General features: G+C 53.7%; 18 protein-coding genes and 2 tRNA genes. 7 read left to right on the forward strand and 13 right to left on the reverse strand.

Annotated elements, in window-relative coordinates:
- Positions 1–67: 67 nt before the first annotated feature.
- The 6 genes from dxs to Q4C79_RS10130 all read right to left on the reverse strand — a co-directional run bounded on the left by dxs (position 68) and on the right by Q4C79_RS10130 (position 8,910).
- A complete protein-coding gene (dxs, locus tag Q4C79_RS10105) occupies positions 68–1,960 on the reverse strand; it encodes a 1-deoxy-D-xylulose-5-phosphate synthase (protein WP_303090895.1) in 1,893 nt (630 codons plus the stop codon).
- A gap of 130 nt (positions 1,961–2,090) precedes the next feature.
- A complete protein-coding gene (locus Q4C79_RS10110; RefSeq protein WP_303090896.1) occupies positions 2,091–2,660 on the reverse strand; it encodes a TMEM165/GDT1 family protein in 570 nt (189 codons plus the stop codon).
- Positions 2,661–3,018: 358 nt separating this feature from the next.
- Entirely contained in the window at positions 3,019–4,578 is a 1,560-nt protein-coding gene (locus Q4C79_RS10115; protein ID WP_303090897.1) for a TerC family protein, read from the reverse strand.
- 247 nt (positions 4,579–4,825) lie between these two features.
- Positions 4,826–6,013: a c-type cytochrome biogenesis protein CcsB gene (gene ccsB, locus Q4C79_RS10120; RefSeq protein WP_303090898.1), complete on the reverse strand. Its 1,188-nt coding sequence runs from the start codon at positions 6,011–6,013 to the stop codon at positions 4,826–4,828.
- Positions 6,006–8,024, reverse strand: a complete 2,019-nt coding sequence (locus tag Q4C79_RS10125; RefSeq protein WP_303090899.1) for a cytochrome c biogenesis protein ResB — start codon at positions 8,022–8,024, stop codon at positions 6,006–6,008. Before Q4C79_RS10125 ends, ccsB begins: the two co-directional genes overlap by 8 nt.
- Before the next feature lie 250 nt (positions 8,025–8,274).
- Positions 8,275–8,910: a cytochrome c gene (locus Q4C79_RS10130; protein WP_303090900.1), complete on the reverse strand. Its 636-nt coding sequence runs from the start codon at positions 8,908–8,910 to the stop codon at positions 8,275–8,277.
- A 142-nt stretch (positions 8,911–9,052) separates the two neighbouring features.
- Here Q4C79_RS10130 and yihA point away from each other — a divergent pair, with 142 nt between their 5' ends.
- Entirely contained in the window at positions 9,053–9,694 is a 642-nt protein-coding gene (gene yihA, locus Q4C79_RS10135; RefSeq protein WP_303090901.1) for a ribosome biogenesis GTP-binding protein YihA/YsxC, read from the forward strand.
- Between the two features lie 88 nt (positions 9,695–9,782).
- Here the strand turns inward: yihA and Q4C79_RS10140 are convergent, their stop codons facing one another.
- The gene (locus tag Q4C79_RS10140; RefSeq protein WP_303090902.1) at positions 9,783–10,736 is read right to left on the reverse strand and encodes an AEC family transporter; all 954 of its coding nucleotides are present in this window, start codon (positions 10,734–10,736) and stop codon (positions 9,783–9,785) included.
- Between the two features lie 125 nt (positions 10,737–10,861).
- Between Q4C79_RS10140 and Q4C79_RS10145 the strand changes: the two genes are divergently transcribed.
- Together Q4C79_RS10145 and rmuC are read left to right on the forward strand one after the other, a co-directional pair.
- Entirely contained in the window at positions 10,862–11,200 is a 339-nt protein-coding gene (locus Q4C79_RS10145; protein ID WP_303090903.1) for a hypothetical protein, read from the forward strand.
- A gap of 12 nt (positions 11,201–11,212) precedes the next feature.
- Complete coding sequence (gene rmuC, locus Q4C79_RS10150) at positions 11,213–12,784, forward strand: DNA recombination protein RmuC (RefSeq protein ID WP_303090904.1); 1,572 nt, start codon at positions 11,213–11,215, stop codon at positions 12,782–12,784.
- Positions 12,785–13,088: 304 nt separating this feature from the next.
- On the opposite strand, the gene Q4C79_RS10155 is transcribed toward rmuC, so the two are convergent.
- Positions 13,089–13,382, reverse strand: a complete 294-nt coding sequence (locus Q4C79_RS10155; protein ID WP_303090905.1) for a pyrimidine/purine nucleoside phosphorylase — start codon at positions 13,380–13,382, stop codon at positions 13,089–13,091.
- 246 nt (positions 13,383–13,628) lie between these two features.
- Here Q4C79_RS10155 and Q4C79_RS10160 point away from each other — a divergent pair, with 246 nt between their 5' ends.
- The 4 genes from Q4C79_RS10160 to ubiG all read left to right on the forward strand — a co-directional run bounded on the left by Q4C79_RS10160 (position 13,629) and on the right by ubiG (position 17,892).
- Positions 13,629–14,933, forward strand: a complete 1,305-nt coding sequence (locus tag Q4C79_RS10160; RefSeq protein WP_303090906.1) for an AmpG family muropeptide MFS transporter — start codon at positions 13,629–13,631, stop codon at positions 14,931–14,933.
- 98 nt (positions 14,934–15,031) lie between these two features.
- Complete coding sequence (gene rpmE, locus Q4C79_RS10165) at positions 15,032–15,247, forward strand: 50S ribosomal protein L31 (protein ID WP_303090907.1); 216 nt, start codon at positions 15,032–15,034, stop codon at positions 15,245–15,247.
- 164 nt (positions 15,248–15,411) lie between these two features.
- The gene (locus Q4C79_RS10170; protein WP_303090908.1) at positions 15,412–17,052 is read left to right on the forward strand and encodes a glycosyltransferase family 39 protein; all 1,641 of its coding nucleotides are present in this window, start codon (positions 15,412–15,414) and stop codon (positions 17,050–17,052) included.
- 117 nt (positions 17,053–17,169) lie between these two features.
- Complete coding sequence (gene ubiG / locus Q4C79_RS10175) at positions 17,170–17,892, forward strand: bifunctional 2-polyprenyl-6-hydroxyphenol methylase/3-demethylubiquinol 3-O-methyltransferase UbiG (RefSeq protein ID WP_303090909.1); 723 nt, start codon at positions 17,170–17,172, stop codon at positions 17,890–17,892.
- Between the two features lie 102 nt (positions 17,893–17,994).
- On the opposite strand, the gene Q4C79_RS10180 is transcribed toward ubiG, so the two are convergent.
- The 5 genes from Q4C79_RS10180 to Q4C79_RS10200 form a co-directional block, all read right to left on the reverse strand.
- Complete coding sequence (locus tag Q4C79_RS10180; RefSeq protein ID WP_303090910.1) at positions 17,995–18,873, reverse strand: hypothetical protein; 879 nt, start codon at positions 18,871–18,873, stop codon at positions 17,995–17,997.
- On the reverse strand, positions 18,870–20,603 hold the full coding sequence (locus tag Q4C79_RS10185) for a bifunctional biotin--[acetyl-CoA-carboxylase] ligase/type III pantothenate kinase (protein ID WP_303090911.1): 1,734 nt from the start codon (positions 20,601–20,603) through the stop codon (positions 18,870–18,872). The genes Q4C79_RS10180 and Q4C79_RS10185 overlap by 4 nt, the downstream gene beginning before the upstream one ends.
- Entirely contained in the window at positions 20,600–21,109 is a 510-nt protein-coding gene (locus tag Q4C79_RS10190) for an adenylyltransferase/cytidyltransferase family protein (RefSeq protein ID WP_303090912.1), read from the reverse strand. The genes Q4C79_RS10185 and Q4C79_RS10190 overlap by 4 nt, the downstream gene beginning before the upstream one ends.
- A gap of 165 nt (positions 21,110–21,274) precedes the next feature.
- A tRNA-His gene (locus Q4C79_RS10195) sits at positions 21,275–21,350 on the reverse strand.
- A 35-nt stretch (positions 21,351–21,385) separates the two neighbouring features.
- Positions 21,386–21,462 (reverse strand) — tRNA-Arg (locus Q4C79_RS10200).
- Between the last annotated feature and the right edge of the window lie 111 nt (positions 21,463–21,573).

The following is a 21,573-nucleotide window of genomic DNA, read 5'->3' on the forward strand; positions in this document are numbered from 1 at the left end:
TATGGGCACCTCTTCGCATTTGTTGCACTTAGATTGTCAATTCAAGACCAAAAACACCGCCGTTGCGTTAATTGTCGACAGATCCTAGCCAATCTTCAATCTGCCGCTGCAAAGCGGCGGCGCTCAAACCCAGCTCGTCCAGCAGGCGGGCGGGGTCGCCGTGACCGGTAACGGTATCTTCGATAGCAGCCAGCAACACCGGTTTGCAGATTTTGTGTTTGGCCAGTACTTCCAGCACGGCGCTGCCGGCACCGCCTTGCTCTGCGTTTTCTTCGGCGCATACCAAATAATCGTGCTCATCGGCCAATTGCAAAATCAACGCCTCATCCAGCGGTTTGACAAAACGCATATCGGCCACCGTTGCATCCAAGTTTTCGGCGGCTGCCAAGGCGGGAGCGACCATGCTGCCGAAGGCGAGAATGGCGGTTTGTTTGCCACTGCGGCGCAACACGCCTTTGCCGACCGGTACGGTGGCCAAATTTTGCGGCACAGCGGCGCCGCAGCCCGAACCGCGCGGATAGCGCACCGCGCTGGGTACGTCCAAAGCATAACAGGTCGACAGCAACAGGCGGCATTCGGCTTCGTCGCTGGGCGCGGCAATCACCACATTCGGAATGCAGCGCAAGAAGCTTAAATCGTATACCCCGGCATGAGTGGGGCCATCGGCACCGACGATGCCGGCACGATCTACGGCAAACATCACCGGCAAATTCTGTAACGCCACGTCGTGCACCAACTGGTCATACGCACGTTGCAGGAAAGTGGAATAAATCGCCACTACCGGTTTGGCGCCCTGACAGGCCAATCCGGCGGCGAAGGTAACGGCGTGCTGCTCGGCGATGCCGACATCAAAATAGCGCTCAGGAAATTTTTGCTCGAATTCCACCAAGCCGCTGCCTTCTCGCATGGCGGGCGTGATGGCAACCAAGCGTTCATCGGCGGCGGCTTGATCTACCAGCCATTGGCCGAAAACCTGGGTATAGGTGGGCTTGGCCGGAGCGGCGGGTTTGCCGGCATCCGGTGCGGGAGTGGCTTTGCCGATGGCATGGTATTTTACCGGATCGCTCTCGGCCAGTTTGTAGCCGTTGCCTTTTTTGGTAATCACATGCAACAGCTGGGGGCCTTTTTTGCCGCGCAGTTCCGACAATACGTCGACCAGTTGCTCGACATTGTGGCCGTCTACCGGGCCGGTATATTCGAAACCGAAATTTTCAAACAGCGAGAGCGATTGTTTGATGTGGTTGCCTTCGTTGGCAATCGACTTGATTTTGTGCTCGACCTTCTGGGCGATTTCCATCGCGCCGGGCAGTTTATCGAATACTTTGCTGGTTTGGTTTTTGATGGTGCTCAACACGCCGTGCATATCGCGCACCACGTTGCTGGCCAGATATTTGGGAAACGCGCCGACATTGGGCGAAATCGACATTTCATTGTCGTTGAGCACCACCAAAAGGTCGATATCCATATCGCCGGCATTGTTGAGCGCTTCGAAAGCTTGGCCGGCGGTCATCGCGCCGTCGCCGATAACCGCTACGCTGCGGCTGCTGCGGCCGGCCAGTTTGTCGGCCACGGCCATACCGAGTGCAGCGCCGATCGAGGTGGAAGAATGGCCGACGCCGAAATCGTCGTACTCGCTCTCGCTGCGCTTGGGAAAACCCGCCAACCCGCCGTATTGGCGCATGCTGCCCATACGATCGCGGCGGCCGGTGAGGATTTTATGCGGGTAGCTCTGGTGGCCGACATCCCACACCAGATGGTCTTCGGGTGTGTGATAAACATAATGCAGCGCCACCGTTAATTCCACCGCACCGAGATTGCTGGCGAAATGACCGCCGGTTTTGCTCACGCTCTCCAGCAAAAAATCGCGCAACTCGGCCGAAAGCTGCGGCAATTCGGTTTTGTTCAGCAAACGCAAATCGCAAGGCAGCTTGATTGTGTCCAGTAAGGGCGTGTGGCTCATAGGGCGGTCTTTATCATCAGAATAAATAATAGAAAATTGATTATATCAATTTTTTTACTTGGCTGGATATGCTTTGCCCATGCCTGTCTGAAAGATAAGTTTTTCAGACAGGCATGGGCAGGCGGCAGGTTTATAAGGAGATGCCTGCGCCCATCAAGGTGAGAGCGCCCATGATGCAGAACAAAACACAAGCTGCGATACGTACTGCGCGGGCGGGGATTCTGCGCATGAGCTTCTCGCCCAGATACACCACCGGCACATTGGCCAGCATCAGGCCCAGCGTACTGCCGGTCAGTACCCAAAACATCTCCTGATATTTGGCGGCCAGCAAGACGGTGGCGATTTGGGTTTTATCGCCGATTTCCGCCAAGAAAAACAGCATCAATGTGGCACCGAACGCGCCGTAGCGCAGCCATTTGCTGTCTTCTCCGCCGTCTTTATCCGGCAGCAGCAGCCACAGGCCGACGGCAATAAAGCTGATGCCGACTATCCACTTCATCATTTCGGGCGATATCCATTGGGCGATCCAAACGCCCAAGATGGCGGACACGAAATGGTTTAGTAAGGTGGCAACGAAAATCCCGGCGATAATCGCGTTTTTCTGCGCAAACCGTGCAGCCAAAAACAAGGCCAGCAGTTGGGTTTTATCACCGATTTCGGCAATGGCCACCGCCAATGTTGACGAAAAAAAAGCTTCCATATTCAATTACTCGTGGTTGGTGTGCGGGCAATAAAAAAAGACACATCTTCCGCACGCCCGCAGCGCAGCAAAGATATGTCTTAAGTCTTGCCTGTCTTAATATATTTTAGGAGAAACCGATGGTTCGGCTGCTTCCCATATCATCCTAAGATACCGCTGCCATGCCCTTGGGCAATTATGTTGACAACGGTTTCGGAGCTTATCTCCGAATGGCTACTCCCTTAAGAAGTTTGGCTATTATAGTGGATTCGGTTAATTTTTGATATATGGCGAAAACGGCTTCCGCTATTTGCCGCTTAAGCTTCGGCAAAATGCCTGTCTGAAAACTTTCAGACAGGCATTGTCCGGCTCCATCGTTTTATTCTTCCGGCAACTTGCTGATTTTCACCCGCTCAATCCGCTGCCCTTCTTTTTCCACTACCTCAAAACGCCAGCCGTGGAAATCTATGTACTCTCCCACTTCCGGAATACTTTGCAATTCCTCCATAATCAAACCGGCGACGGTATGATAATCGGTATCTTCGTCTTGCGGCGGCAGGTTCAGTTGCGGGGCAAGCTCTACATATTCAAGCGCGCCGTCTACCGTTAGCGTATCGTCGTTCTCATCAGCCAGTACGCTCTGCTCTTCCTCGCGTTCAAACTCTTCGGGGAACTCACCGGCAATGGTTTCCAGCAAATCTTTCATGGTCACCATGCCGAGCACTGCGCCGAATTCGTCCACCACCAGCGCATAATCGGCACTGCTTTTGCGGAACAACTCAATCGCATTGAGCGCGGTGGTGCTGTCGGGAAGAATCAGCGGCTGGCGCAAAGCGGTTTGCACGTTCATTTCGCCTTCTTCCAAAAGCTGCACCAACAAGTCTTTTTTATTGATATAGCCCAAAGGTTCGTCCACCCCCGCCTTGCCGACCACCAACAGACGGGAATACGGTGTTTCCTGCAATTTGCTGCGTTGCTCTTCCTTGCTTTGCGAAATATCGAGCCGCTCGATGTCGCGGCGCGGAATCATCACGCCCATAATCGGGCGCTCGGCCAGCGTGAGCACGCTGCGTATCATCGATTTTTCGTTTTCTTCGAAATGCTTATTATCATTGGCTTTGTCGCCGTCGGTCGCCAGAATACTTTCGCGTATGCCCATCATGCCCAAAACATTTTCGGCAGTGCGCTGGCGCCAAGTACTGCCGATGTAGGCGTTTTTGCGGGTATTTTTCTGCGAAATTTGATTAAACACTTCAATAAGAATGGAAAAACCGATGGCGGCGTATAGATAGCCTTTCGGGATGTGGTAATGGAAGCCTTCGGCAATCAGGCTGAAACCGATCATCAGCAAAAAGCCCAAACACAGCATCACCACAGTGGGGCGTTTATCAACAAACTCGGTTAAGGGTTTGCTGGCGACGATCATCACGGTCATCGCCACCACCACGGCAGCCATCGCCACCACGATGTGATCCACCATCGCGACAGCGGTAATCACCGAATCAATCGAGAAAACGGCGTCCAACACCAAAATCTGCATCACTACCGCCCAAAACGGTACATGGGTTTTCTGCGTATCGGCAACAGCGAAATGATTATGCCCTTCCAAGCGCTCGTGCAATTCGGTGGTCGCCTTGTAAAGCAGAAACAGGCCGCCGGCAAACATGATGATGTCTTTGCCCGATATGGGAAAACTGCCGAGGGTAAAGAGCGGCTGGGTAAGCGTGATGATGTGCGCCATAAAGCCCAACATCACAACGCGTATGGCCACCGCCAGCGCCAAACCGGTGATGCGCGCCCTATCCCGCAGCGCGGGTTTTACTTTATTGGCCAAAATAGCCACGAAAACCAAATTATCGATGCCGAGTACGACCTCGAGAACCAACAGTGTTGCAAAGCCTATCCACGTTTGCGGTTCGGCTAACCAACTGAGATCCATGATGTTGACTGTCCTTGTTTAAAACGACAAAAAGCAGCCTGCAAACATCAGGCTGCCGAATGGCGGGCATACACAAAGGCGGGAATTCAAGCGTTTCTGCTCTCCGTCTTTCATGAACGTGTAGGCCTTGTGTAATTAAGAATGACGATAGTGTAACAGTTTGACCGGCTTTAAGCAAAAAAATGCCTGTCTGAAAGCATCAGGCGGATTTTCACCAAACGCATGTTTTCAGACAGGCATTTATATTTTATAGCGTACCGTAAGAATGCAGGCCGCTTAAAAACATATTCACGCCCAAAAAAGCAAACGCCGTGATAAACAAGCCGATAATCGCCCACCACGCCAGCACCTTGCCGCGCCAGCCGGCGACCAACCGCAAATGCAGCCATACCGCATAATTCAGCCACACAATAAACGCCCAAGTTTCTTTCGGATCCCAACTCCAGTAGCGGCCCCAGGCATCGGCTGCCCACAGCGCGCCCAGAATGGTAGCAATGGTGAAAAACAGAAAACCCACCGCAATCGCTTTGTACATCGCCTCTTCAATGGTTTGCGCATCCGGCAGCCAGCGCACACCGTTTTTGCGCAACACCAGCAATTCAGCCACACCCAGCATCGCCGCCATACAAAAAGCGCCGTAGCCGATAAAGTTAGCCGGCACATGGATTTTCATCCACCACGATTGCAGCGCAGGAATCAGCGGCAGAATCTGCTGCGCCTCGCGTGCCACCACATACCACAAAACAAAACCCACCAGCACCGCCATAAAGCTGAACACAAACGCACCGGCGCGTTGCAGCGCAAACTTGCCCTCATAATAAAGATACATCACGGCGGTAATCACCATAAACAGGATGAATACCTCATAAAGGTTGGATACCGGAATATGGCCGGCATCGGGGCGCAGCAGATAGCTTTCGTGCCAGCGCACCAACAGGCCGGTGAAGCCCGCCAATGCCGATACCCAGGCAAAAGCCGTGCCCATGCCCAATAGCGTATTGGTGGTTTGCTGCTGTTTGGCCGCCGCCACCGCACCGGCGATATAGCAAAACAGCGCAAAAAACACAAACGCGCACTGCCACATAATCGCCGACTGGCTGCTTAAGAAATATTTCAGCAAAAACTTGGTGTTGTTATCATAATCACCGGCATAAAGCAGCGTCGAGAGATAAGCCAAGGCAATGCTCAGTGGGATAAACCAGCGCAAAGGTTTGAAAAACCAACCCAAGCCGATGGCCATCGCCGCGCTGCCCCACAATATCGCCACTTCGTAATTGTCCATCCGGTGCGGCAACATCAATTGCACCGCCACCGCCACCGCTGCTATCACCAACGCAAACAGCCAGTCGGCCGCCTTCAAGCCGCGCCAAAACGAGCGCTCTTGCAATAATTCATGCTGCGGCAGCCTTGCTGCCTGATTGCCTGCATCATTCATCGTTCAAATCCTTTGCCAATTGTGCCAAATGCTGCCGGTGCTGCGGAAACTCCTTTTGCACATCACGCTCGCTGCGGCTGGCCGACATCGCAAACCGCACCCCGCCCTGCGGGTCATACAGCAACCATGCGCGTTTTTCACGCACATAAAACATAAATACCGTGCCCAATACCAACAACAGCGAGCCGAAATACACCAAGCCCGCGCCTGGCGATTTGGTCATCTGCAAGCCGGAAGACTTCACCTCTTGATAGCCGTCAAGCTGCAACAATACCGGCGACGGGAATACTTTCAAACCCGAATAAGCCTCCAAGCTGTTGGCAATAAAACGGCTACGCGCCTCGCTGGGTGCCCATTTTTCAATCTTGCCGGTTTTCATGCCCTGCTCCAACACCGCATTCACCGCCCCGAAAATAATCTGATAAAAATACTCTTTCATTTTCTGATGATCTTCCGGCGGCGAAGCTTTGCCAATGAACTCATCAATTGCCGGGAAGCCGCCTTGCGCAAACGCCAGCAGACTGTTTTCCACCGCCTTGCCGAAATTAGGACGCACCTCTTCGGGCGTACCCGCCAATGCCAGCGCCACTGCCGCCGCACGCTCTTCAGGGTTGTTCAGCAGCGACCGCAGTTGCATAAAACTTTGGATACTGCCTTTTTCATCCACCGGAATCCGTAACCAGCGATATTGCTGATCCAGGCCGGCGCGCGCGCCGGTGATATAAAAATAATCCTGCTCCTGCTTAATCGGCAACATATAGTTTTTAAATTCCATTGCCTGACCGGCTTCATCACGCAGACGGAACACAATCGAGGGGCCGATATTGGTAAACTGCTTAGGCAGTTTTACCGCCCGCACATCATTCAGTGTTTCAGCAAAACCCTTCTTTTTCTCTTCGGCCGGTGCGCCCATGTCTTCCACATTTAATGCGGAAAACTGGTCGAACTCCAACTGGTATTTCTGTTTGCCCATATTCAGCGGGAAAGCCGCCATCGATTTAGCATCAAGCATTGCAGGTTGATCGCTCGGATTAGCCAAATCCCACGCTTTGAATTTCAACCCGGATCCGCCGTCGGCAAAACTGGCCTGATAAATGGTAATGCCGTCCACCGTCAGCGGGTGGTTAACCCGTATGGTTTCTTCGATGACTTTACCGGTTTTCTTATCGGTCACCGCCACATCGCTGGCGAAATCGCGCGGCATACCGTTGTTATAAAAATCAATATGGAATTTTTTCAGCTTAACCTGAAACGGCAAATCCTGTACCAGCATGCCTTTGTCTGCATTCAAAAAAACCACGTCTACCGTTTGCCCCTCAATGATATTTACATCACCGCGAAAAGAAAGATTATTCGCGCTCAGCGTGCTTTCGGGTTTGAAATCCTTCGCAAACATCGACGTGGCATCAGGCACGATCTTGCCGGTGAGCATGCCGATCTTAAGCAGCAGATTGCTGTCTATCAGTCCGCCCAAGCAAATCACGATTATCGCCAAGTGGGCGAAAATATAACCCCATTTGTTCATCGACCCTTTTTTGGCCGCAATCAGCAAAGAGCCGTCCTCACGTTCCACACGCTTACTGGTATACCCCTGCACCGCCAGATAACGCTCGGCCACCTCCGGCGGCGGCGCATTTTCCATCACGGTACTATGGCGCATGGCCGCAAGCGATTGTGCGCTGGCCTTGAGGCGGAAAGACTTCATCTCACGCATAAAAGGCGGGATGTTGCGCCACAAACACAATCCGGTGCTGATCACCAGAAACAACATAATCAGCACAAACCAAGCCGAGGCATAAACATCATAAAGGCCGAGAAAACGGTAGATTTCCGACCAAAACGGGCCGAATTTCACCACATAGTCCGCCATCGGGCGGTTTTGCTGTAATACCGTGCCGACAACCGAAGCAATGCCGAGTACGCACAACAGCGAAACGGCAAAGCGCATCGAACTGAAAAAGGCAAATCCGTGGCGGCGTATCAACGGTGTTTTTTTCGTATTTGTCGTCATAGGTACAAAAATATTTTCCGCCCGCTCGCAACCGGGCATTTGATGATGATCTTTTACAGAGCCAAGCTTACGGATATCTTAAAAATCCCCCGCCGGCATCAAATATCACGCTTCAAAACAAACGAAATGCCTGTCTGAAAAACACCACAACAGGCAAAATGAAAAAACAGATTCTACTATAAAAAACAAACCGCCTGCACGTTAAACGCGCGGGCGGTTGATTTTGCGACGAATGAGCGCCAATCCGCTATCAATGTAAGCCTTGGATAAAGTTGCCGACCGCATTCATTTCCTCTTCGGTCATGCGCTTGGCGATATCGGCCATGATGCTGTTTTCACGCTGGCCGCTTTGGAAGGCTTTCATTTGTTCAACGATGTAACCTTTGTGCTGGCCGCCCAAGCGCGGGAAGGCCAAAATAGCGGTACCGCCGCCGGGCATGCCCGCGCCGTTGGGGCCGTGGCAAGACATACAAGCGGGGATTTTCTTCTCGGCAATGCCGCCGCGATAGATTTTCGCGCCCAATTCCGGATTTTCCTTAGGATTGGTTTCGCCCGGTTTCGGCGCTTGCGAGGCGAAATAAGCGGATACGTCACGGATTTGCTCGGGTGTCAGCGTGCTGATACCGGCAGAAACACGCATGGCGGCGGCTTGACCCCAAGCACGTTTGCCGTCTTTGATGTCGTGTACCTGGCGTTCGATGTAGTTGGGGAGTTGTGCGGCCAAGCGGGGATAGGATGCAATACCGCTGTTACCGTCAATATTATGACAGGATGCGCAGAGGTTATTGGCGATTTCTTTGCCTTTGGCAACATCCGCTTTCGGTTGGGCAGCGCCGACCACACCGGCTGCCAATACGGACAGCGTCAACAAAGTCATACGTTTCATGAAGTGCTCCTGAAGGACAGCATTGCAAGCCGCAATACCCTTTAAAATTTGTATTCATCACCGCTTTTATTTGCGGCTGACCGAACCGGTCGTTCTTTAAACATGCTATTCTATACTAAATTTACAGTATTTTTCCATAGCCATGAACTTATTTCAAAACGCCAAATTTTTCACTACCGTCAATCATTTGAAAGATTTGCCCGATACCGGTGCCGAAATCGCTTTTGTCGGACGAAGCAATGCGGGCAAATCCAGCGCCATCAACACGCTATGCAATCATGTGCGCTTAGCCTATGTTTCGAAAACGCCGGGGCGCACCCAGCATATTAATTTCTTCGAGCTGGCCAACGGCGAATTTATGGTTGATTTGCCCGGCTACGGTTACGCGGAAGTACCCGAAGCGGTGCGCCGCCATTGGGTGGAATTGCTGGGCGATTATCTGCAAACCCGCCGCCAGTTAATCGGCCTGATTCTGATTATGGATTGCCGTCATCCGCTTAAACCGTTGGACATCAGGATGCTGGACTTTTTCGCCCAAACCGGCCGGCCGGTACATATTTTGCTTTCGAAAGCCGATAAATTATCCAAGAACGACCAGATTAAAACCTTGTCTTCTGTCAAAAAATCGTTAAAACCGTTTATGGAACGTCAAGAGGTTTCGGTACAGCTGTTTTCCAGCCTGAAAAAGCAAGGCATCGAGGAAGTCAACGAAGTGGTCGGCACGTGGTTTACCCGATATCAAGAACAAGTGCCGGAGGCTTCGGGCGACGGTATGCCTGTCTGAAACCGTATTGCAGCTGTTTTGCCTACATCCGAAAAATTCAAAAGCTGCCGGCTTTTTCGCCCGGCAGCTTTTTCTGTTTACGCAGATATCACATCCAGCCCAAGCTGCGCAACAATACAATTCCTGCGGCCGCCGGCAAAAGTGCGCCCAGCGTCGTAATGCCGATAATATTGGCCGCCATCACTTCATTGCCACCCATCGCACGCGCCATTACATAGCTGGCGGCGGCAACCGGCGTAGCGGTCATCAGAAAGATAACGCCCAACGGGATGCCGGTCAGGCCGAAGGTCAGGCCGGTCAATATCGCCACCACCGGAGCCACCACCAAGCGGCCGATGCTGGCGTGCAGAGCCAAATCCGAGAAACGGATACCGCGCACATTAAAAGTAGCACCGGCGCAAATCAACGCCAGCGGCAGCGAAATATGGCCGATATGGCCGGCGGTAGCCAACAGCACTTCCGGCACCTCCACCTTTAGCTGTTGCAGCGTCAAAGCCAATACAATCGCCACAATCAGCGGATTGGTGAGGATTTTTTTACCGACGGTTTTTAATTTCTGCCCCATCGTGGCGGTAGCCGAACGGCTCAGCGTAATGACCGCCAGAATATTAAAGAAAATGGTAACCACCCCAAGATACACCGCACCGGCGGCCAAGCCTGCATTACCGTAGGCATTCTGCACGAAAGCCAAGCCCATAATGCCCATATTGCTGCGGAATACGCCCTGCACAAAAACGCCTTTATCGCGGATATCCGGCACAAAGCGCATAGCGTAAAGTTCCGCGCCGAGAAACAGAATCAGCGTAGACACAATGCCTGCCGTCAACAGCACCGCCTGCTGCTGGTATTGGATATCGTTGCCGTACAGATTGGTAAACAGCAGCAGCGGCAGCCCGTAGTTAAACACCAGCTTGGAGGCCTGCGCACTAAACTGTTGGTCTATCTGCCGGGTTCTGCCCAAAAACCAACCCAGCAACATCATCAAAACACTGGGTAGCAAAACCTCGACGGCAAACACCACCGCCTGCCAGAACCCTGTCATAGTCTATCCCTATCTTTACCCAAATTAGCGTATGATACCGCAAGCATACCGATCGGTCGCCGTTTATATTTTCAGACAGGCATATCGCAAGCCATGCGCACCAAGCATGACGACAGGAAAATAATATGTTGAAAAAACTGTTTACCCCCGCATTTATTTTCGCAGCCGCCGTATTCTTCTGGAATTTATACGATGCTTACGGCTGCCTGTTTGATGCCGATTGCGGCTGGCGGCAAAATGCATCGACGGCGGCAGACGAAAGCTTCCGGCTGTTTTATCTGATTTTTAACTTGCTACTGGCCGCTGCCTTACTGATTTTCATGCTGGTACACATCCGATCGGTACGTGCCCGCCATATCCAGCCGATAGCGCCCAAACCGCACGCTCCGTTCCGTCATTACGGCAGCAAAAGCAAAAAACAGAAAAAACGCCAAAAACCCTCATCACCAAATACCCACCATTAAGCCTGATCCACCATGAACGACACCACCCTCACCCTGCTGCTCACTGCTCTTCTGGCCGCACTGGCCGCCGCTTTTCTCACTTGGCTGATACTGCACAACCGCCAACGCCGCGAACGCGACAGCCTGCAACAGAGCCTGGCCGAAGCCCAACGCGAACACCAAGCCGCACTGCAACAGCTCACCATCTCCGAAACCACCAACCGCCAACTGCCGCTGCTGCGTGAAGAATTGGCGCAAAGCCGCAACCGGCTAACCGAGCTGCAACAAGAGGCCCAACAGCTGCACAGCCGTTTCAGCGCCGCCGAACAGCAGATTCTCCATTTCCAAAGCCGCGAAAACGAATATGCCTGTCTGAAAGAAGACTACCAAGCCCTGCAACAACAACAAACTGCACTGCAAGTACACAACGAGCGCCTGCAGACCCGGCTAAACGAAGAACAACGCGCCCATGCCGAAAAACTGGCGCAACTGACCGAAGTGCGCCAGAGCCTGGCCGACCAATTCCAAAACCTCGCCAACAACATTCTGGAAGAAAAAAGCAAGCGTTTTACCGAACACAATCAAGAAAGCATCAATCGCCTGCTCAGTCCGCTCAACGAGCGTATGGGCAAATTCAGCGAGCTTGTGCAAAACACCTACGAAAAAGAAGCTAAAGAGCGGCTCACGCTGGAGAACGAGCTCAAACGCCTGCAAGCCCTCAATACACAATTGCACACGGACGCCAAAGCGCTTACCGACGCCTTAGCCGGTACCCGCAACAAAAGCCAAGGCAATTGGGGCGAAATGATTTTGGAAACCGTATTGGAAAATTCCGGCTTGGTGAAAGGTCGCGAATATATCGTACAAGCCGCCGCCTCGCGGCAGGAGGAAGACGGCAGCATCCGCCGTTTACAACCCGACGTATTGGTCAACCTGCCCGACCACAAACAAATCATCATCGACAGCAAAGTCTCGCTCACCGCCTATATCCGCTACACCCAGGCGCAAACGCCCGAAGAGGCCGAGCGCGAACTGGCCGCCCACACCGCCAGCGTGCGCAGCCACATCAGAAGCCTGTCGCTCAAGCAATACAGCGAGCTTGACGGTGTAAACACGCTGGATTTCGTCTTCATGTTTATTCCGGTCGAGCCGGCCTACCTGCTGGCATTGCAACACGACCACAGCCTGTTTCAAGAATGCTTCGACAAACGCATCATGCTGGTCGGCCCCAGCACCCTGCTGGCAACCTTGCGCACCGTCGCCAACATCTGGCGCAACGAACAGCAAAACCAAAACGCGCTCACCATCGCCGAAGAAGGCGGCAAACTGTATGACAAATTCGTCGGTTTCATCCAAACCTTCGAGAGCGTCGGCAAAAACCTCGAACAGGCGCAAAGCCAATACCAGGCCGCCTTCAAACAACTTTCCGAAGGCCGCGGCAACTTGGTCACCCGCGCACAAAAACTGCGGCAGTTGGGCGTGAAAGCCAGCAAACAGTTGGACAAAACCTTGACGGAGCAAGCACAAGAAAGCGCCCATTTGGGTTTGGCCGCCGCTTCTGCAATCGATCGGCAAGCCGCACAGGAGTCCGATGATAGCGAGTAAAACACCAATGAAGCCTGTCTGAAAACTTTTTTTCAGACAGGCTGAGACCTTTGCAAAATACTTTTTAATCCCGAATTGATTGATGTCTCGTCATGCTCGGACTTGACCCGAGCATCTTTTTGTATTGAAAGAAAAAGCAGATACTCGGGTCAAGCCCGAGTATGACGCACGTGTTTTCAGGTATCGAAAAGAATTTTGCAAAGGTCTCAGACCGCCAGTTGTAACCCGACAAACCCCATACCGTTAAAACAATGCCTGTCTGAAAACATTTTCAGACAGGCATTGTGTTCCCGACAACCGGAACTTAAGCCTCCGGTTCGCCGTAAGTGCAGAAATAAGCGGTATCCACGCCCACTTTCGCTTGGAATTTCTGATTGGCCGCCACCGTAAACGTTTCGCCCTCGGCAAACGTCTGCCATTCCTCGCTGCCCGGCAGTTTAACCGTCAACTCACCGCTGATCACCTTCATTGTTTCAAACTCGCTGGTGCCGAATTCATAACTACCCGGCTGCATCACGCCGACGGTGGCCGGCAGGTTTTCGGTTTGCAGCACAATGGAAACCACCGCGCCATCGAAATATTGATTGGTTTGCAACATGATTGCTCCCGAATGTAGGTTGAACAAAAAAGAGGCTATTGTAGGGCAAGGCAGCCGCAGTAACAATACACTGTCATGCCCCTCGGTTCCATCGGCAGCGTATGCCTGTCTGAAAAAAGACTGCACAAACAGATATTGATATACAATACAGGCCTTTGTTTACCCCGGCCTGATGTTTTCAGACAGGCATTTCAGTACCGCCCGCTCTTTGCGAAGCACGCCAACGGTACCTTACAGGACGCTGTTATGCAAACCACTTCCCCCAGCATCTGGCAACAGATTTTCACCCGCCGGATGCTGATTTGTATTTTTACCGGCTTTACCTCCGGCCTGCCGCTCTATTTTCTGATCAACCTCGTTCCCGCCTGGCTGCGCAGCGAACAGATCGATTTGAAAACCATCGGCCTCTTTGCCCTGATCGGCCTGCCGTTTACTTGGAAATTCATCTGGTCGCCCTTGATGGACGCCGTACGCCTGCCGTTTCTCGGCCGCCGGCGCGGCTGGATGCTGGTCACCCAAATCGGCTTGCTGCTGGCCTTGGCCGCATATGCCTTCCTCAATCCCGGCCAGCATATGCCCGTGATCATGGGTTTGTCGCTGGTGGTCGCCTTCTTCTCCGCCAGCCAAGACATCGTACTCGATGCCTTCCGCCGCGAAATCCTGCCCGATAACGAGCTGGGCCTGGGTAACGCCATTCATGTAAACGCCTACCGAATCGCCTCGCTGATACCCGGCTCCCTTTCCTTGATTCTGGCCGACATTATGCCGTGGAACCAAGTCTTCATCATCACCGCACTATTCATGCTGCCCGGCCTGTTTATGACCCTGTTTCTGGCCTACGAGCCCAAGCTGCCCGATGCCGCCCCCAAAACCCTGCGCCAAACCGTGGTCGAACCGTTCAACGAATTCTTCGGCCGAAAAGGCGTTCGGCAGGCATTGATGGTGCTGGCCTTCATTTTCTTTTACAAACTCGGTGACAGCATGGCCACCGCCTTGGCCACCCCGTTTTACCTGGATATGGGCTACAGCAAATCCGATATCGGCCTAATCGCCAAAAACGCCGGTTTGTGGCCCGCCGTGATTTTCGGCATCATCGGCGGCATCTGGATGCTGAAGCTGGGCATCAACAAAGCGCTTTGGTTGTTCGGCTTGGTACAACTCGTTACCATTCTAGGCTTCGCCTGGCTGGCCGCTGCCGGCCCCTTTCCGGCTATCGGTGCCGCCGAACGCTGGATGCTGGCCGGCGTGATTGCCGCCGAAGCCGTCGGCGTCGGGCTGGGCACCGCCGCATTCGTGGCTTATATGGCGCGCGAAACCAATCCCGCCTTCACCGCCACCCAACTCGCGCTCTTTACCAGCCTCTCCGCCGTACCACGCACCTTTATCAACGCCACCACCGGTTATTTAATCGAATGGCTGGGTTACGTACCGTTTTTCTGGCTGTGTTTCATTCTCGGCGTACCCGGCATGTTATTACTGTTCTGGGTGGCACCGTGGAACGGCGAAAATCAGCCGTCCTCTGCGCCCGACGACCAAGCGGAAACGGCTTAAGCTTGTTCTTGTTTGGGAACAAAAATCCTGTTATAATTCTTCGCTTAACCCGAAGCATAGGCACAACCCCTATGCCCGCTAACCAAAAGGAAATGATCATGAAACAAGGTATCCATCCCGATTACCACGACGTAACGGTTACCTGCTCTTGCGGCAACCAGTTCGTTACCAAATCCGCCATGGCCAAAGAAGCCTTCAATATCGAGGTTTGCTCCGAATGCCATCCGTTCTACACTGGCAAACAAAAAATCGTCGATACCGCCGGCCGTGTGGACAAATTCAACCAAAAATACGGCAATATGTTCAAACGTTAATTTGTATTGGACTTTGCAAACGAAAAGACCGCTTATGCGGTCTTTTTTTACGCACATTCCCAACCATACACCGCACTTCGCCCACCGCTTGAGCGTCCCACAGTTTATCCCACCGCCCAATCCTGCTAAACTAAACAGCTTCACCAATGCCTGTCTGAAAACCCATGCTGACTTATTTACCGCCCGACCGCCGGCCGCTGGCACCGACTTACGAAAAGCCTTGGCTGTTGCTGTTATTGGTATTCGCCTGGTTGTGGCCGGGCGTGTTTTCACATGGTTTATGGCATAGCGAGCCGGCCATCAGCGCCGCCGTCGACGAAATGCTCAACGGCGGTAAAACTTGGATCCCCACCGTATTGGGCGAGCCGCTGCTTACCGTTTCGCCCGTTTATTTCTGGGTAGCCGGCGCCTTCCGCCAACTGCTTTCACCGCACATCGCCGATTCCTTCTCGGCCGCCCGCTTTGCCAGCGTATTATTCACCGCCATCGGCCTAACCGCCTGCGGTGCCGCCGGTTTCAACCTGCTGGGCCGCCATCAAGGGCGCAGTGTGGTGCTGATTCTCATCGGCTCGGCCGGCTTGATGGCCGCCGGCCATCTGCTTGACGGCATGTCGGTTCAATTTGCCTCACTCAGCCTGGTGCTATACGGCTTTTCGCTGGCACGCCGGCGGGTAATCATGGCCTCATTGGTTTTAGGCTTGGGTTGGGCGATGCTGGCTTGGTCGGCCGGCTATCTGCTGCCGCTTGCCCTGCTGCTGACAGCCATTTCCTTGTTGGCAAGCCCGCTATGGCAAACCAAGCGCTATTATATTTCCCTGCTTGGAGCCTTGGTGGTCGCTCTGCCGCTGATGCTGATCTACCCGATGGCGCTTTTCCGCTCCGACCCCGAAGTCTTCGAAATCTGGCGGCTGCATCACGCCTTCGGCAGCTTCGGCGGAACAGCCGATTTCCAGCTCGGCTTTAGTGCCGGCTATTATCTGAAAAACCTGTTGTGGTTTGCCTTTCCCGCTTGGCCGCTGGCCCTGTGGACGCTCAGCCGTTGCGAGCCGGCAAAAGAAGCTTGGGTGCCGTTGGCGGCGGCATGGCTGGTGGAAACCGGTTTGCTGCTGGCCGCTAATCCGCAAACCCATCAAGATAATTTGGTGTGGATACTGCCGCCGCTGGCTCTGCTGGGCGCCGCCAAACTCGATAACCTGCGTCGCGGAGCCGGCGCCTTCCTCAACTGGTTCGGCATCATGACTTTCGGCTTGGCCGCTGCCTTTTTGTGGCTGGGGTTCTTCGCGATGAACTTCGGCTGGCCAGCCAAACTGGCCGAACGTGCCGCCTATTTCAGCCCGTATTATGTCAGCGATATCGATCCGATACCCATGACAGTTGCCCTGTTGTTCACCCCCGTTTGGCTGTTTGCGATTACCCGCAAGCGCATCCGAGGCCGTCAGGCGGTGACCAACTGGGCAGCCGGCGCCACCTTGGTGTGGGCATTGATGATGACCTTATTCCTACCCTGGCTGGATGCCGCCAAAAGCTATAAGCCGGTGGTACAACAAATGCTCGCCGCCGCGCCTGCCGAAGTCACCAATGGCAGCGCCTGCATAGCCATTGCCGCCCAAGAGCATGAGGCCCGCCTGGCTTGGGCGCAATACAGCGGCGTGCGGCTGTTAGCCGACAGCCAAAGCAGCAGCTGTCGCTACCGCTTGGTAAAAATCCATGAAAAAGACGCTCCCGCAGACGGCTGGCAAACCTTATGGCAAGGCAACCGCCCGCGCAGCAAAGGCGTGGTTTTCGCTTTACAGCGACGTATCTAACCGCTTCTTTCATTCGAATGCCTGTCTGAAAACATTTTTCAGACAGGCATAATCAGAGTAAACCGGTATTTTGAGATAAAATACCTTATCTACCGTTCAAAAACCCACGAGATCATCATGAATACCGAAACACACGATAGCGCCAACGTAGACGCCGCCGAAATCGACAAATTCAGCCGCCTTGCCCACAAATGGTGGGACAAAACCAGCGAATTCAAACCCTTGCACGACATCAACCCGCTGCGCTTGGGCTATATCGACGGCCACGCCGGTTTGGCCGGCAAAACCGTATTGGACGTCGGCTGTGGCGGCGGCATTCTTTCCGAGAGCATGGCCAAGCTCGGTGCCGACGCAGTTACCGGCATCGATATGGCGGAAAAATCCCTGAAAATCGCCAAACTGCACGCCTTGGAAGAAAATGTCGGCAACATCAGCTACCGCCACATCCGAGTGGAAGAGCTGGCCGAAGAAATGCCGCACGCCTTCGATGTGGTTACCTGCATGGAACTGCTGGAACACGTACCCGACCCCGCCGCCATCATCCGAGCCTGCGCCGAACTGGTGAAGCCCGACGGCATGGTATTTTTCTCCACCATAAACCGCAATCCCAAATCCTATGCCCACGCCATTGTCGGCGCCGAATACCTGCTGGGTTTGGTACCGCGCGGCACCCACGATTGGCAGAAATTCATCACCCCCGCCGAACTCGCCCGCATGTGCCGCCAAGCTGGCCTGGATGTAATCGACAGCAAAGGGATGACCTACAATCCGCTGACCAAAATCTACCGCTTGGACGACAATACCGACGTCAACTACCAAATCGCTTGCCGTCCGCAATAAATGATTGATAACGGGAAATCTTATTTTTCCTGAAAATCCAATAACAATGCCTGTCTGAAAAGTTTTCAGACAGGCATTTTTTATAAAGAAACCCATACTTCGTTAGCGGCAGTTACCACGTTGCAATTTACCGTAAGGGGCAACGATTTTCTGAATCGATTGCAAACCGCTCTCATCCACGCTGCCGAACACCACCCGCATTTTCGCGACGCTGAGTGCTTCGCTGCCGCCCGACGACTGCTCGCGCAACTGTGCGCTAAACCCAGCAGCCTGCAATTTGCCCAGCATCGCCTGCGCCGCAGCACGGTCGTTATAAGTGCCGACCACAATACCGCCGCCGCTCAGAGCGCCGCTGAAACCTTTGGCACTCAAGTCGTCCAACTGCGCTTGTGCATCCACCTGAATCGGCGTCCATACATTGTATTTCACCGTTTTCTTCGCCTCGCCCTCACGGCGCTCGACCGTACGGCTGGCTGCGTGCGGCCATTGTGCCAATAAGCCTTTGATGCGGTGGTAATCGTCTTCCGGCAGGGTTACGCTGGCGGAACGGGTACAGGCAGTCTGATTGGACTGGGCCGGTACATAATCGCTGGCACTGGCCTCATTCTTTTTCGCCTGCGCCTCGCGTTCTTTCTTCAACTTTTCCGCCTGCAGCTTCTTCTCTCGTTCCAAGCGCTCTTTTTCTTTTGCGAGCAACTGTTCCGGCGTCGGCACATTCGGTATTACATTTTCATCGATTTTCGGTTCGGCAACACCGGTACGGCTGCCGGTTTTCAACCAATCCAACGAAGCAGCGGAAGCCGCTGAAGCTGCCGGAGCGAGCGCAGTTGTCGGCGTTACTAGCTCGTGCACCGGCGCGCTGACCGGCGCCGCCGACGCTTGCACCGGATCACCCCCCCGCTTATCGTCCAGCAGAATCACCATGGTGATGCCGAACACCACTATATTTAATGCCACCAGAATGGCGAACAGCCATTTCATGCTTGCTCTACCCAGTTCAACAAACCATAAAGTACGAGATTATCTACGATTTTAACTGTATTGTCTAAAATAAACGATTGCGGCAGGTTAAGCGCCACTTTGGCCGCACCGCCGCCGGTCAACACCACATCCACCGGCTGCCCTTCGCCCGTTTTTTCCTGCAAGCGGCTATGCATCAGCAAAATCGAACCGCACACCGCATCCATCATACCGCTGGCCAGCGCGTTAGAGGTGGTGGTCGGGAAAGCATAAACCTTGCCGATGGGACGGTTAAGGTTGGCGGTTTTCAAGGCCATCGCCTCTTTCATCAAATGAAAACCGGGCATGATGGTGCCGCCCAGATAATGATCGTCATGCGTCAACGCATCGACAGTAACTGCCGTACCACAGCTTACGACCACACAAGCGTTTTGGGTAAAACGCCGGCTGCCCAAGGCATTAAACCAACGGTCGGCTCCGTGCTCCGCCGGATTACGGTAATGGTTGCGTACGCCCAAGCCTTGCGGCATTGAAGGTAGCCAAACGATTTCTTTCGGCAATTGGGCCGCCACCAGTGCTTTTTTGGCTTCACCGCACACGGCACAGCCGATGATACTGTCTGCAGCTGAACCATGTTGCCGCCACGCCTCTCCCAAGGGCGCAAGTTCGCGGTAAGGTGCACGCTCCACTGGTCCGAGCACGCCGTTTTCCACCCACACCCATTTCAGCTGGCTATTTCCGCCGTCCAGCAGCAAATAACGTGTTTTCGCTTCCGCCACCGTTGTTTGAAGCTTCTCTTTCGGCCGCAAACTGACTTCACCATTCACCACTTCACGTTCGCCGTCAGCGGTTTGCAGCTTCAATGCACCTTGCGCGGTCACACCGACAGCCCGTCCTTCAAATTGCACTTTACCGTCTTTAAACAAAGAAACCGAGCGCCCTTGATCACGGTGTACCGCTTGATATTCTGCCAATAACGGTGCAAAACCCGATTCGGCAAACTGCGGCAGCAGTTGCGCCAACTGTTGCAATACCGATTGCAATACGGTTGCCGCCGAAGGAGCTATGCCTGTCTGAAAAGCAGCCTGCACCGATGTTGCTTGTTCCACTTGTTTAGGCAACACATAATTGATGCCGATACCGATAACGGCATGGGTCCGCCCACCGCTGCGCACGGTTTCAATCAAAATACCGCCGAGTTTGTCACCACCGACCACCAAATCGTTCGGCCATTTGATTTGCGCGGCCAGCCCTTGCTGTTGCAAAGCACGTTGGCAAGCCAATGCGCACACCAGCGCCAGCGGCCCCAATTCGGCCTGCGTCTTATCGAAAGTCCAGCCCAAGCTGAACATCAAACATTCGCCCAAGCGGCTCTGCCAGCTTTTGCCTTGACGGCCCCGGCCTTTGCTCTGGCTGTGCGCAACATACAAACGGCGGTGCACCGCCGCATTTTCGCTACGCGCATCCGCCAGCAACAAATCGTTACTGGACGTGCATTCGTGCACCAAGCGCGCATCAAAACCGACCGCCAGCTGCTGCAAGCCGGTTTCATCAAACACCGCCAACGGCCGCACCAAACGCCAATAACCGTCGTTCTGGCGCAGTAAGCCGCGCACATGCGTCGGCATCTGCTGCCACAAGCCGTTGAGCTGTTGCGGCTTTACGCCGACATACGGACTGAGTGTGCGCACATGATGCGCTTCACCGTCCGCCAAACGTGCCAACAGCTTCCAATGCATCGGATGCATCATGACCCCTGTTTTTCTGCCGCACGGATTTTAGCCAGCGTTTGCGTGGTCGAGGTCTGATGCAGAAACGGAATCGAAAACACTTGGCCGCCACGTGCCAGCGTTTCTGCCGAACCAACTATTTTTTCAACCGGCCAATCCCCGCCTTTAATCAAAATATCGGGCTTTACCGCCTCAATCAAACCGGCCGGCGTATCTTCGTCAAACCAAGTCACCAAATCCACACAACCCAACGCCGCCACCACGGCGGCACGATTGGCCAAGGTATTAATCGGTCGGTCACTGCCCTTCCCTTGCCTCCTCACCGATGCATCGGTGTTGAGCGCCAGCACCATGGAAGCACCCGCCGAACGCGCCTGCGCCAGATAAGTTACATGACCGCGGTGCAGAATATCGAAACAGCCGTTGGTAAACACCAAAGGCCGCGGCAGTGCGGCGATTTTTTCTGCCAGTTCTTCGGGCGGGCAGATTTTTTGTTCGAAATCAGGCAATGACCAATCTTGCATAATAAAACTTCTTTCTGAAAAGAATGACATACACACCATATAGTGTGCTTATGCGGTTTTACAATGATGCCCATCATACCGAAGCACTACGGCGGACACAATTCAGACAGGCATACACTTTGGCGGCAATGTAAAAACCCGCTTCAAACTGAAGCGGGTTTTGAATAATGGGGTGGCTAATGGGGCTCGAACCCACGACAACCGGAATCACAATCCGGGGCTCTACCAACTGAGCTACAGCCACCACATGAAAACTGAAACATAATATTCGGCAATTTTTGGCACGCCCGACAGGAATCGAACCTGTAACCCCCGGCTTAGAAGGCCGGTGCTCTATCCGGTTGAGCTACGGGCGCTTTACCTTGCCCGGCTCTTTCGTGCCATTTTATCGGGCTTTTCGGGTGGTCGGGGCGGTGGGATTCGAACTCACGACCCTCTGCTCCCAAAGCAGATGCGCTAACCAGGCT

Origin of the sequence: Neisseria sp. (genome assembly GCF_030523955.1) — a bacterium.
Taxonomy (GTDB): Bacteria; Pseudomonadota; Gammaproteobacteria; order Burkholderiales; family Neisseriaceae; genus Neisseria.

Excerpts from the sequence above, each read along its gene's own strand:
- Q4C79_RS10170 (WP_303090908.1), top strand. The coding sequence starts at position 15,412 with ATGCTGACTTATTTACCGCCCGACCGCCGGCCGCTGGCACCGACTTAC.
- Q4C79_RS10185 (WP_303090911.1), bottom strand. The coding sequence starts at position 20,603 with ATGATGCATCCGATGCATTGGAAGCTGTTGGCACGTTTGGCGGACGGT.
- Q4C79_RS10160 (WP_303090906.1), top strand. The coding sequence starts at position 13,629 with ATGCAAACCACTTCCCCCAGCATCTGGCAACAGATTTTCACCCGCCGG.
- yihA (WP_303090901.1), top strand. The coding sequence starts at position 9,053 with ATGAACTTATTTCAAAACGCCAAATTTTTCACTACCGTCAATCATTTG.
- Q4C79_RS10110 (WP_303090896.1), bottom strand. The coding sequence starts at position 2,660 with ATGGAAGCTTTTTTTTCGTCAACATTGGCGGTGGCCATTGCCGAAATC.
- ccsB (WP_303090898.1), bottom strand. The coding sequence starts at position 6,013 with ATGAATGATGCAGGCAATCAGGCAGCAAGGCTGCCGCAGCATGAATTA.
- Q4C79_RS10115 (WP_303090897.1), bottom strand. The coding sequence starts at position 4,578 with ATGGATCTCAGTTGGTTAGCCGAACCGCAAACGTGGATAGGCTTTGCA.
- ubiG (WP_303090909.1), top strand. The coding sequence starts at position 17,170 with ATGAATACCGAAACACACGATAGCGCCAACGTAGACGCCGCCGAAATC.
- rpmE (WP_303090907.1), top strand. The coding sequence starts at position 15,032 with ATGAAACAAGGTATCCATCCCGATTACCACGACGTAACGGTTACCTGC.
- Q4C79_RS10180 (WP_303090910.1), bottom strand. The coding sequence starts at position 18,873 with ATGAAATGGCTGTTCGCCATTCTGGTGGCATTAAATATAGTGGTGTTC.
- Q4C79_RS10140 (WP_303090902.1), bottom strand. The coding sequence starts at position 10,736 with ATGACAGGGTTCTGGCAGGCGGTGGTGTTTGCCGTCGAGGTTTTGCTA.
- dxs (WP_303090895.1), bottom strand. The coding sequence starts at position 1,960 with ATGAGCCACACGCCCTTACTGGACACAATCAAGCTGCCTTGCGATTTG.
- Q4C79_RS10130 (WP_303090900.1), bottom strand. The coding sequence starts at position 8,910 with ATGAAACGTATGACTTTGTTGACGCTGTCCGTATTGGCAGCCGGTGTG.
- Q4C79_RS10145 (WP_303090903.1), top strand. The coding sequence starts at position 10,862 with ATGTTGAAAAAACTGTTTACCCCCGCATTTATTTTCGCAGCCGCCGTA.
- rmuC (WP_303090904.1), top strand. The coding sequence starts at position 11,213 with ATGAACGACACCACCCTCACCCTGCTGCTCACTGCTCTTCTGGCCGCA.
- Q4C79_RS10155 (WP_303090905.1), bottom strand. The coding sequence starts at position 13,382 with ATGTTGCAAACCAATCAATATTTCGATGGCGCGGTGGTTTCCATTGTG.
- Q4C79_RS10125 (WP_303090899.1), bottom strand. The coding sequence starts at position 8,024 with ATGACGACAAATACGAAAAAAACACCGTTGATACGCCGCCACGGATTT.